The sequence below is a fragment of the Kitasatospora sp. P5_F3 genome (assembly GCF_054049135.1).
On the sequence record NZ_JBFUMY010000216.1, the window covers coordinates 1 to 430 of the forward strand.

Consider the following 430-nt stretch of genomic DNA (forward strand, 5'->3'; position numbering starts at 1 on the left):
GCCGCGATCACGGCAGCCTGGACGTCCGGGTGCTGACCGGGCGTCAGATAGGCGGTCCGGAGCAGTTCGGCGGCCCGCTCCGGCGGCAGGTATTCGGCCGCCAGCCGGACCGCCTCCTTGCGGGTGGTCACCTTGCCGCCCGTCAGCAACCCGTCCAGCTGGTCGGCGAGTTGACCGGGCGTCGCAAAGCGGGCAGCCCGGGAGGCCGCGTACACCGCGACCCTGGCCCGGTCGCCGTCGGCGTGCGCGAGCAGCACCGGCAGCTCCCGGGCCGGGTCGTCGGCCCAGGCCAGCGCGCCGAGCGCAGCCTCGGTCAGCACCACCTCGGCGGAGTCCAGGTGCGCAAGGGCGAGTTGGCGCCCGAACACTGGGATGTCCCGGGCCGCCGTGATCGCGGCGGCCCGGGCGTGGACGGCCTGGGTGGTGTCGG

General features: G+C 75.8%; 1 pseudogene. It reads right to left on the reverse strand.

The annotated features are described in order from the left end of the window. Positions 1-430: pseudogene (locus tag ACXJMZ_RS37435) on the reverse strand (hypothetical protein); the annotation flags it as partial.